The sequence below is a fragment of the Pseudomonas sp. NPDC090208 genome, assembly GCF_044746785.1.
Taxonomy (GTDB): Bacteria; Pseudomonadota; Gammaproteobacteria; order Pseudomonadales; family Pseudomonadaceae; genus Aquipseudomonas.
The window spans coordinates 74,438-85,607 of the sequence record NZ_JBIVCU010000014.1; the positions used below are offsets into that span (position 1 = coordinate 74,438).

Annotated in this window: 9 protein-coding genes; 6 read left to right on the plus strand and 3 right to left on the minus strand. The window is 61.7% G+C overall.

Features of this window, described 5'->3' with window-relative positions:
* Window positions 1–67 precede the first annotated feature (67 nt).
* Both ACIPL0_RS22055 and ACIPL0_RS22060 read left to right on the plus strand, forming a co-directional pair.
* A complete protein-coding gene (locus ACIPL0_RS22055; RefSeq protein WP_400599342.1) occupies window positions 68–1,447 on the plus strand; it encodes a DUF2868 domain-containing protein in 1,380 nt (459 codons plus the stop codon).
* Complete coding sequence (locus tag ACIPL0_RS22060; protein ID WP_400599341.1) at window positions 1,440–2,822, plus strand: DUF3482 domain-containing protein; 1,383 nt, start codon at window positions 1,440–1,442, stop codon at window positions 2,820–2,822. The genes ACIPL0_RS22055 and ACIPL0_RS22060 overlap by 8 nt, the downstream gene beginning before the upstream one ends.
* Before the next feature lie 164 nt (window positions 2,823–2,986).
* On the opposite strand, the gene ACIPL0_RS22065 is transcribed toward ACIPL0_RS22060, so the two are convergent.
* Window positions 2,987–3,550: a phosphonate degradation HD-domain oxygenase gene (locus ACIPL0_RS22065; RefSeq protein ID WP_400599340.1), complete on the minus strand. Its 564-nt coding sequence runs from the start codon at window positions 3,548–3,550 to the stop codon at window positions 2,987–2,989.
* A 166-nt stretch (window positions 3,551–3,716) separates the two neighbouring features.
* On the opposite strand from ACIPL0_RS22065, the gene ACIPL0_RS22070 reads away from it, so the two are divergent.
* Window positions 3,717–4,172: a YkgJ family cysteine cluster protein gene (locus tag ACIPL0_RS22070; RefSeq protein ID WP_400599339.1), complete on the plus strand. Its 456-nt coding sequence runs from the start codon at window positions 3,717–3,719 to the stop codon at window positions 4,170–4,172.
* Between the two features lie 328 nt (window positions 4,173–4,500).
* Here ACIPL0_RS22070 and typA read toward each other — a convergent pair whose 3' ends face one another.
* Both typA and thiI read right to left on the minus strand, forming a co-directional pair.
* Entirely contained in the window at window positions 4,501–6,321 is a 1,821-nt protein-coding gene (gene typA, locus ACIPL0_RS22075) for a translational GTPase TypA (protein ID WP_400599338.1), read from the minus strand.
* A 140-nt stretch (window positions 6,322–6,461) separates the two neighbouring features.
* Entirely contained in the window at window positions 6,462–7,916 is a 1,455-nt protein-coding gene (thiI, locus tag ACIPL0_RS22080) for a tRNA uracil 4-sulfurtransferase ThiI (RefSeq protein ID WP_400599337.1), read from the minus strand.
* A gap of 332 nt (window positions 7,917–8,248) precedes the next feature.
* Between thiI and glnA the strand changes: the two genes are divergently transcribed.
* From glnA to ACIPL0_RS22095, 3 genes are all read left to right on the plus strand, one after another.
* Entirely contained in the window at window positions 8,249–9,655 is a 1,407-nt protein-coding gene (gene glnA / locus ACIPL0_RS22085) for a glutamate--ammonia ligase (RefSeq protein ID WP_400599335.1), read from the plus strand.
* Window positions 9,656–9,932: 277 nt separating this feature from the next.
* Window positions 9,933–10,457 carry a DUF4124 domain-containing protein gene (locus ACIPL0_RS22090; protein WP_400599334.1) on the plus strand — a complete coding sequence of 175 codons (525 nt, stop codon included), beginning with the start codon at window positions 9,933–9,935 and terminating at the stop codon, window positions 10,455–10,457.
* The gene (locus ACIPL0_RS22095) at window positions 10,441–11,070 is read left to right on the plus strand and encodes a DUF4124 domain-containing protein (RefSeq protein WP_400599333.1); all 630 of its coding nucleotides are present in this window, start codon (window positions 10,441–10,443) and stop codon (window positions 11,068–11,070) included. The genes ACIPL0_RS22090 and ACIPL0_RS22095 overlap by 17 nt, the downstream gene beginning before the upstream one ends.
* Window positions 11,071–11,170: the final 100 nt, after the last annotated feature.

Genomic DNA, 11,170 nt, shown 5'->3' on the forward strand with positions numbered 1-11,170 from the left:
CCACCGACCTGCGCGATTTCAAGCACAGCGGTTATGCTCACCTATGACTTCACCAACGAGACACCGCGTGACTGCACTGACCCCGCTCGACGAATTGTGGCTGACCGAAGCCATCCGCCTGCGCGAAAACCATGCCGGCGCCCTTGAAGACCAGGAAGCCTGCCGCCGCGCCCGCGCTCAGGGTGGCGACCTGCTGACCCGTATCAAAAGCCGCGCCCTGTGGCTGGCTGACCGCGACGGCATGCTTGCCGCTTTGCATCACTGGAAGTCCGGCGCACGCCTGGCCTTGCTGGCGCTGGCGGCATTTGCCGTGCTCAGCGGCGCCGGGCTGGCCTTTGCCGCATTGGGCGACGGACAGACCCCGGTCAATGTGTTCTGGGCGTTGGGCAGCCTGCTGGGCCTGAATCTGATTCTGTTGATCGGCTGGGCGCTGGGCCTGATCTTCGCCGGCGACAGCACTGCCAGCCTCGGCCGCCTCTGGTTGTGGCTGAGCGAAAAGCTCGCCCGCGACGCACAGGCTGCACAACTGGCACCCGCGCTGCTTCTGCTGCTGCAACGCAAACGCCTGAATCGCTGGGTGCTCGGCACCTGCGTCAACGGCCTGTGGTTGCTCGCCCTGCTCAGCGCCCTGACGTTGCTGCTGTTGCTGATGGCAACCCGGCGCTACGGGTTTGTCTGGGAAACCACGATTCTCGGCGGCGACACCTTCGTCGCCCTGACCCGCGGCCTTGGCGCCCTGCCGGGCCTGCTCGGTTTCAGCGTGCCCGACAGCGAAATGATCCGCGCCAGTGGCGACAGCGTGGTGGCCATCGAAAACGCCCGGCAGACCTGGGCGGCCTGGCTGGTCGGCGTGCTGGTGGTCTATGGCATTCTGCCGCGCCTGTTGCTGACGCTGCTCTGCTACAGCCGCTGGCGTGCAGGGCGTAAACGCCTGACGCTGGACCTGAACCAGCCCGGCTTTGCCGAATTGCGTGAGCGGCTGATGCCGAGCAGCGAGCGACTGGGCATCAACGACGCCGCCCCCGCGCAACTGCACCAGGTGGAAACCGGCCCGGCGGCCAGCGCCAGCGAAGGCGCGCTGCTGGTCGCCATCGAACTGGACGATCAGCGCCCGTGGCCGCCTTCGTTGCCCAACGGTGTGGCCGATGCCGGCATTCTCGACAGCCGCGAATCCCGGCGCAGTCTGCTCGACCAACTGACCCGTTATCCCCCGGCACGCCTGGCCATCGCCTGTGACCCGCGCCGCTCGCCGGACCGCGGCAGCCTGGCGCTGATTGCCGAGTTGGCCCGCTGCGCCACGGCGACACGCATCTGGCTGCTGCCCGCGCCCACCGGCCAGGCGCTGGACGCCGACCGCCTCGGCGACTGGCACGCCGCCCTGCAGCAATTGCACCTGGACTGGGCTGACAGCGCACCGCTGAGCTGGCTGGAGACGGGCCATGACTGACACTTCCCGGCGACCACTGACCCTGGCCGTGGTCGGCCACACCAATGTCGGCAAGACATCGCTGCTGCGCACGCTGACCCGTGACGTCGGTTTCGGCGAGGTATCGCACCGGCCCAGCACCACGCGCCACGTCGAAGGCGCACGGCTGTCGGTGGACGGCGAAGCCTTGCTGGAGCTGTACGACACGCCCGGCCTGGAAGACGCCATCGCTCTGCTCGACTATCTGGAGCGGCTGGATCGCCCCGGCGAACGCCTCGACGGCCCGGCGCGGCTGGCGCGTTTTCTCGACGGCAGCGAGGCACGTCAGCGCTTCGAACAGGAAGCCAAGGTGTTGCGCCAGTTGTTGGCGTCGGATGCCGGCCTGTACGTGATCGATGCTCGCGAGCCGGTGCTCGCCAAATACCGCGACGAACTGGCCGTGCTCGCCAGTTGCGGCAAGCCACTGTTGCCGGTGCTGAATTTCGTCAGCAGTGCGCAGCACCGGGAGAACGATTGGCGCGAAGCGCTGGCCCGGCTGGGTCTGCATGCGCTGGTGCGTTTCGACAGTGTGGCGCCGCCAGAAGATGGCGAGCGGCGGCTGTATGAAAGCCTCGCTCTGCTATTGGAGAGCGCGCGCGGACAGTTGGAGCGGCTGGTCGCCGATCAGCAGGCCCAGCGCGAAGTCCGTCGACAGAGCGCGGCGCGGCTGATTGCCGAATTGCTGCTCGATTGCGCAGCGTGCCGACGCAGCGTCGCCACCGAATCGGCTCAGGTGCAGAGCGCTATCGAAGAACTGCGCAAGGCGGTGCGCCAGCGCGAGCAACGCTGCGTCGAGGCGTTGCTCAAGCTGTATGCGTTCCGCCGCGAAGATGCGTCAGCCAGTGATTTGCCGTTGCTGGATGGCCGCTGGGGCGATGATCTGTTCAATCCGGAAACCCTGAAATTGCTGGGTGTGCGGGTCGGAAGCGGCATTGCGGCTGGCGCGGCGGCGGGTGCCGGGGTCGATCTGCTGGTTGGCGGCATTACCCTGGGCGCGGCGGCGCTGGTCGGGGCGATTGCCGGTGGCGCATTGCAGACCGCGCGCAGTTACGGCGGACGCCTGCTTGGCAAGCTCAAGGGCCAGCGCGAATTGACTGTCGACGATGCGGTGCTGCGCCTGCTGGCCTTGCGTCAGCGGCAATTGCTGCAGGCGCTGGAAGCCCGCGGCCATGCGGCGATGGACAGCATCAAACTGGACACCCCGCAGGACAAGACCTGGCGCGAAGGCAAACTGCCCGAACCGTTGCACAAGGCACGGGCGCATCCGCAGTGGTCGTCGCTCAATCCCCATGCGAAGTTGAACCATGCCGAAAGGCAGGAGCAGGTGGAGGTGCTGGCAGCGTCCGTTCTGATTTGAAACGCAGCCCCCTGTAGGAGCTGGCTTGCCCTGCGACCGGCTGCGAAGCAGTCGTAAATTCTGCGCACGCGGTCTAGCTGACACACCGCGTTTGCCGGATTTACGACGGGTTCCCCGCCGGTCGCAGGGCAAGCCAGCTCCTACAGGGGCGGTGTCTGCCGGGGTCAGGCGGCAAGAAGCGCCAACGCCTTGCCCTTCAGCATCTCCATATCCACCACCGGCACGTTCATTTCCTTGGCCATTTCATCCCACTGGCGCATGCGCAGGCTGATGCTGCACAGCGGGTCGCGTTCGAAGGCGTCTGCTTCGGCGTCGGTCATCACGCCGCCCTGATATTCCAGGGTGCGGCGGCTGGCTTCGCTGAGGCGGGCGTAGTAGTCCGGCTGGCGCAGGGTCAGGTAGCGCTTGGCCTGGACGTGGTATTCGACCAGCTTCGCCACCCGCTCGCTGAAACCGCACTTGCGCAGGTAATCGGCGCCGACCCGCTCGTGGCTGGCGACGCCATAACCGCCCATGCTCGCCGCTTCCGGGTCATGCCCGCAGATATGGCCGATGTCGTGGAAGAACGCGGCCAGCACCACCTCGTCGTCATAGCCTTCCAGCAGCGCCAGTTGCGCCGCCTGGGACATGTGCTCGATCTGTGACACCGGCTCGCCGATGTAATCGTCGCTGCCGCGTTGCACGTACAGGTCAAATACCGCGTTGACCATCTGTTCAGCGTGTTGCATGGAAATGTCCTCGATTTTGCCGTCGCGCCACCTTACTCGCCCTGTATTGCGAAGCCGTGGCAGGCCAATAGGGTAGCCGGTAGTCGAATCGTGCATTTTGCGATAGGGGAAATCCGCGCGGCCCGGTATGATCGCGCGCCCGATACACCCCCGGAAGCACATCGCCATGAAACCCACCCTGATCGCCGCCGCAGAAATCGACCGCCTGGAGACCTGGCAGAAATACGCCAGCCACATGTGCGGAGGCTGCATGTCCAGCTGCTGCACGCTGCCGGTGGAAACCAAGATCAAGGACCTGATCCGCATCGGCATCGTCGACGAGTTCGAGCAGGGCGATAACCCGAAGAACATCGCCAAGCGTCTGCAGAAAGAAGGCATCGTCGAGCGCTTCAACCAGAAGACCGGGATCTTCACCCTGCAGCGCATGAGCAACAACGACTGCCTGTATCTGGATCGCAAGAGCCGGCTGTGCACCATCTACGACAAGCGCCCGGACACCTGCCGCAACCACCCGAAAATCGGCCCGCGCCCGGGTTACTGCGCGTACAAGCCCAAGCCGGTCGAGCGCCAGGCCAGCGGCACGCTGAACGACAACTCCGGCCGGGTGCCGCTGAAGTTCTAAGTACTTACTCGCAATGCTTCTGCCAAAGGCGTAGGAGCGTAGCTTGCTCGCGATCTGGCGCGCAGCGGCAGTCAATTCGGAATCCCGGATTTATCAGGCGGACCGCATCGTTCAAATTTACTGCCGGTTCCCGGCAGATCGCGAGCAAGCTGCGCTCCTACGCCCGTCCGGGCCGAATTCAAAGCCTGATCGTCATGTGGAACAGGCACCACCGTCTCGCGAATGAATTCGCTCCCACAGTAAACGCACCCGTCCTTTTTACCCGCCGCACAAACAAAAACGCCCCCGGCCTTTCGACCGGGGGCGTTTTCATTCAGCCGGGGCTAGATCACGCCTTGGCTTTCTTGGCAGCGCGGGTACGCTCGCCTTCGTCGAGGATCTTCTTGCGCAGACGGATCGACTTAGGAGTCACTTCGCACAGCTCGTCGTCCTGGATGAATTCCAGAGCCTGTTCCAGAGTGTGGCGAACTGGCGGAACCAGAGCGATGACCTCGTCCTTGCCCGAAGCGCGCATGTTGTCGAGCTTCTTGCCTTTGGTCGGGTTCACGCCCAGGTCGTTGTCACGGCTGTTCAGACCGATGATCTGACCGTTGTAGATGTCCTGACCGTGCTCGATGAACAGCTTGCCGCGAGCCTGCAGGGTTTCCAGGGAGTAGGTCAGTGCCTTGCCGGTTTCGACCGAAACCAGAACGCCGTTCTGACGGCCCGATACGTCGCCCGACTTCATGGTGTCGTAACGGTCGAAGATCGAGGTCAGGATGCCTGCACCGGAGGTCAGGGTCAGGAACTGGTTACGGAAACCGATCAGACCACGGGCTGGAATGTTGTATTCCAGACGTACACGGCCTTTGCCATCCGGCGCCATGTTGGTCAGGTCGCCCTTACGCAGACCCATTTCTTCCATGACCTTGCCCTGTGCTTCTTCAGGGATGTCGATGGTGACGTTTTCGAACGGTTCCTGCTTCACGCCATCCTTGACGCGGATGATCACTTCAGGACGGCCTACAGCCATCTCGAAGCCTTCACGGCGCATGGTTTCGATCAGAACCGACAGGTGCAGCTCACCACGGCCGGAGACCTTGAACTTGTCGGCCGAGTCGCCTTCTTCAACGCGCAGTGCAACGTTGTACAGCAGCTCTTTGTCCAGACGTTCCTTGATGTTACGGGAAGTCACGAACTTGCCTTCTTTACCGCAGAACGGCGAGTCGTTGACCTGGAAGGTCATCGAAACGGTCGGCTCGTCAACGGTCAGTGGCTTCATCGCTTCGACAGTGTTGATGTCGCACAGAGTGTCGGAGATGAACAGCTCGTCAAAGCCGCTGATGCAAACGATGTCACCGGCCTGGGCTTCTTCGACGTCCACACGGTGCAGACCGTGGTGACCCATCAGCTTCAGGATACGGCCGTTGCGGCGCTTGCCGTCGACGTCGATGGCAACCACTGGTGTGTTCGGCTTGACGCGACCACGGGCGATACGGCCAACACCGATGACGCCCAGGAAGCTGTTGTAGTCCAGAGCGGAGATCTGCATCTGGAACGGACCTTCACGGTCAACGGCCGGCGCGGGTACGTTGTCGACGATCGACTGGTACAGCGGGGTCATGTCTTCGGCCATGTCGGTGTGGTCCAGACCGGCGATGCCGTTCAGGGCCGAGGCGTAGACGACTTTGAAGTCCAGCTGGTCGTCAGTGGCGCCCAGGTTGTCGAACAGGTCGAAGATCTGGTCCAGAACCCAGTCAGGGCGCGCGCCCGGACGGTCGACCTTGTTGATCACGACGATAGGCTTCAGACCGGCTTCGAAGGCCTTCTTGGTCACGAAACGGGTTTGCGGCATCGGGCCGTCTTGAGCGTCGACCAGCAGCAGCACGGAGTCGACCATCGACATCACGCGCTCAACCTCGCCACCGAAGTCGGCGTGGCCGGGGGTGTCGACGATGTTGATGTGGTAGCCATTCCAGTTGATCGCGGTGTTTTTCGCCAGAATGGTAATGCCGCGTTCTTTTTCCTGGTCGTTGGAGTCCATCACGCGCTCGTCGTTGAGCTCGTTGCGCTCCAGGGTGCCGGATTGACGCAGCAGCTTGTCGACGAGGGTAGTTTTACCGTGGTCAACGTGAGCGATGATGGCGATGTTGCGTAGATTTTCGATCACTTGTGTATCTCGATCAGAGGATTCGGTGAGCTGCCTGAATGCAGACAGCTATGAACGGTAGAGCCGGCTAAAGCCGTTACGGCTGACGACTGCTGTCGGGGGGCCGGTGACGCAAGCCACAGGCAAACAGCCCCGGGCACTTAGCTCGGTCGATAAACGCGCACATTGGCATGCCCCTCACTGAGCAGATGATGAGCATGCAGGCGACTCATGACGCCTTTGTCGCAATACAGCAGGTACTGGCGCGTCGGGTCCAGTTCCTTGAAACGGCTGTTCACTGCATAGAACGGCAACGTTTGTACTTCAATGCCGGCCAGTTCCAGCGGGTTGTCTTCGGCTTCATCCGGGTGACGGATGTCGATGACGACCTGCCCGGCAAGGGCCTGGCTGACTTCTTCGACCTGGACGTCCTGGCCCAGCTCTTCGATCACGCGATCGATCGGCACCAGCCGGGCCTTCTCGATGGCACGTTCGAGAATCGCCATGTCGAACTCTTTCTCTTCATGCTCGACGCGGTAGCGCTTGGCGGCAGTCTTCGGGTTGACCGAAATGACGCCGCAGTATTCCGGCATGTGCCGGGCAAAAGCGCCGCTGCCGATACGGTCGGCCTCGTCGATGATGTCCTGTTTGTGACTGACGATCAGCGGGCGCAGGACCAGCTTGTCTGTCACACAGTCGATCACCGACAGGTTCGGCAGGGTCTGGCTCGACACCTGGGAAATCGCCTCGCCGGTCACCAGCGCATCGATTTCCAGACGGTCGGCCATCTGGCTCGCCGCACGCAACATCATACGCTTCAAAACGACACCCATATGACTGTCGTCGACTTTTCCGAGAATTTCTCCGAGAACTTCCTCGAACGGTACGCTGATGAACAGCACTCGCTGGGAGCTGGCGTACTTTTTCCAGAGGAAGTGCGCCACTTCCATCACGCCCAGCTCATGGGCACGGCCGCCCAGATTGAAGAAGCAGAAGTGGCTCATCAGGCCGCGACGGATGACGTGGTACGCGGCCACGGTGGAGTCGAAACCACCGGACATCAGCACCAGGGTCTGCTCCAGCGAGCCCAGCGGGTAGCCGCCGATGCTGTTGTGCTGGCTGTGGATCACGAACAGGCGCTGGTCGCGGATTTCGATCCGCACCTCGATTTCCGGCTCTTTCAGCGAAATGCCGGCGGCACCGCACTCGCGGCGCAGTTTGCTGCCGACATAGCGCTCGACGTCCATGGAACTGAAGTCATGGTGGCCGCCGCGCTTGCAGCGCACCGAAAAGATCTTGCCGGGCAGCTCATGGCCGAAGTGCTGTTTGCACTTCTCATAGATGTCGTCCATGTCGCCCAGCGGGTATTCGTCGACCTGCAGGAAATGCGTGATGCCCGGCATGCAGCTCAGGCGCTCGGTCATTTCATGCAGGGCTTTGGGGTCCTCGACCTTCGTTTCGACCTCAAGGTTGTCCCACACGCCATCCACCACCAGCGCCGGGTCCAGATCACGGAGCACGGTGCGGATGTTCTTGGCCAGCTGCTTGATGAAGCGCTTGCGCACAGGCCGGCTTTTGATGGTGATTTCCGGAAAGACTTTGACGATTAGTTTCATGAAAAACAGCGCGCGAGGTGCCGGTCGAAAAAGGGGGGCGCGGATTATAGCGGAAATTGCTCAAGGTTTAACCAGTTATCGTGCAGCCGATCATCAGCGCACCAATTTGGGACTGTATACAATCCTAGAGCACCACATTGGTGCGTTCATTTTCACAAATGCGACCTTTTACGCCTGAAAAGCCGCTGTTTTCCGCTAAAAACCCAACACGGGGCACTGGCATGCAAATTGCTCCCTTGTGAGGCAGGTTGCCTTGGCAGACTATCGCGCCCGGCATCACCCATATTTAGGGGCCAACCACTATCAGGCCCTAATCCACCCCGGAGGACAGCATGTCGAAGTCGGTTCAACTCATCAAAGATCATGACGTTAAGTGGATTGATCTGCGCTTCACGGACACCAAAGGCAAGCAGCAGCACGTCACCATGCCAGCGCGCGATGCTCTGGACGACGATTTCTTCGAAGTCGGCAAGATGTTCGACGGCTCGTCCATCGAAGGCTGGAAAGGCATCGAAGCCTCCGACATGATCCTGCTGCCGGACGACGAAACCGCCGTTCTGGACCCGTTCACCGAAGAACCGACCCTGATCCTGGTCTGCGACATCATCGAACCTTCGACCATGCAAGGTTACGACCGCGACCCACGCGCCATCGCTCACCGCGCTGAGGAATACCTGAAGTCCACCGGTATCGGTGACACCGTATTCGTCGGTCCAGAGCCAGAATTCTTCATCTTTGACTCGGTCAAGTTCAAGTCCGACATCTCCGGCTCCATGTTCAAGATCTTCTCCGAACAAGGTTCGTGGATGACTGACCAGGACGTCGAAGGCGGCAACAAAGGCCACCGTCCAAGCGTCAAAGGCGGCTACTTCCCGGTTCCACCGGTCGACCACGACCACGAAATCCGTACTGCCATGTGCAACGCACTGGAAGAAATGGGCCAGACCGTCGAAGTTCACCACCACGAAGTGGCGACTGCCGGCCAGAACGAAATCGGCGTGAAATTCAACACGCTGGTCAAGAAGGCTGACGAAGTTCAGACCCTGAAATACGTTGTTCACAACGTTGCCGACGCTTACGGCCGCACTGCGACCTTCATGCCGAAGCCACTGTACGGCGACAACGGTTCGGGCATGCACGTTCACATGTCGATCGCCAAAGACGGCAAGAACACCTTCGCTGGCGAAGGCTATGCCGGTCTGTCCGACACCGCTCTGTACTTCATCGGCGGCATCATCAAGCACGGTAAGGCCCTGAACGGCTTCACCAACCCGGCGACCAACTCGTACAAGCGTCTGGTTCCAGGCTTCGAAGCGCCAGTCATGCTGGCCTACTCGGCGCGTAACCGTTCGGCTTCGATCCGTATTCCTTACGTCTCCAGCCCACGTGGCCGTCGTATCGAAGCTCGCTTCCCGGATCCGGCTGCCAACCCGTACCTGGCTTTCGCAGCACTGCTGATGGCCGGTCTGGACGGTATCCAGAACAAGATCCACCCAGGCGATGCAGCCGACAAGAACCTGTACGACCTGCCGCCAGAAGAAGCAGCAGAAATCCCGCAAGTATGCGGCAGCCTGAAAGAAGCTCTGGAAGAGCTGGACAAAGGCCGTGCATTCCTGACCAAGGGCGGCGTATTCAGCGACGACTTCATCGACGCTTACATCGCTCTGAAATCGGAAGAAGAAATCAAGGTCCGCACTTTCGTGCACCCACTGGAATACGACCTGTACTACAGCGTCTGATCCAGTTGCCCGGCTTCGCCCGGGTGATTTGAAAAGAGGCCACCTTCGGGTGGCCTTTTTTATTGCACGCTTTTTGTGATGCCGACGGTTTTGTGGGAGCCGGCTTGCTGGCGAATGCGTTGTGTCATTCCCCGCTTTGGTGGCAGGCCTGACGGGTTCGCCAGCAAGCCGGCTCCTACAGGACCGTGTACGCAGCGCCCGCACGTGCCGCGCCGAACCCGCCTGCAATGCTCTATGCTTGGCACCCAACTGTCGTCGTTGTCGTTCTGGAGTCTTCATGCGTCAAAGCCTTGCCTTAGCGCTGCTGTTGCTTTCGCTGCCCGCCGCTGCGCAGATCTACAAATACACCGACGCCAATGGCAATACCGCCTACAGCAACCAGCCACCTGACGGCACCAAGGCCCAGGCGGTGGAGTTGCCGCCGCTCAACCGCGTCGAAACGGCGCCTGTGACGTCCGCGCCGACGCCTCCCGTGCAAACCCAGACGCAAGGCCAGCAAAGCGCCGCCTACGACGTGCTGCAACTGACCGACCTGCCCGACGGCGAAGCGCTGCGGGCCAACAACGGTTCGTTCACCGTCGGCGTGGCGATTCAGCCGCGCTTGCAGAGCGGTCATCAGTTGCAGTTGCTGGTCGACGGCAAACCCTATGGGCAGCCGACCAACGTGCCGCGTATCCAGGTCATGGAACTGGACCGGGGCGAGCACAGCCTTTCCGTACAGGTGGTGCAGGGCCAGCAACAAATCCAGCAGAGCCAGACCGTCAACCTGACCGTGCAGCGTGTTCATGTCGGCCGCCCTTAAACCTGTCTGGCTGATCTGCCTGCTGCTGATGCTGACCCAGACCGCGCTGGCCGAGGTCTACACCTACATCGACGCCGAGGGGAATCGGGTGTTCACCGACCAGCCGCGGCGCAACGCGAAGAAGGTCGAGATCGCGCCGAGCAACCGCATGGCCCAACCACCGAAGAAAGCGACGCAAGCGTCCAGCAAACCGGCGCTCGGGCCGCTGTTCCGTTATCAGTTGCTGCGCATCCTGGCGCCAGAGCCGGACGACACCATTCGCGATGTGCAGGGCAATCTGAACGTGACCGTCAGCAGCGATCCCGAGCTGCAGCCGGGCCACCGCTTCCGCCTGCTGCTGGACAGCAAGCCGTGGGGCGAACCCGGTCGCAGCCCTGTGTTCGCGCTGAAGAACATCGACCGTGGCACTCATCAGCTGTCGGTGGAAATCATCGACGAACACGGCCGCGTTCTGGAACGCACGCCCAACCAGCCTTTCCACCTGCAGCGCATCTCGCTGGCGCAGAAACGCCAGGCCCGCCCCTGCCAGACCGATGATTTCGGCGTACGCCCCGAGTGCCCGATCAAGGACAAGCCGCCTGAAGAGAAAAGCAGCATCCTGCCGTTTTTCTGATGGCAGGCTGCCAAGCGACTAAGCTCCACATTGGTGCACAAGCTGAACGAGCGCACCGCCGAAAATCCCATTTTGGTTCACGAATTGGCTGCGATCGCGC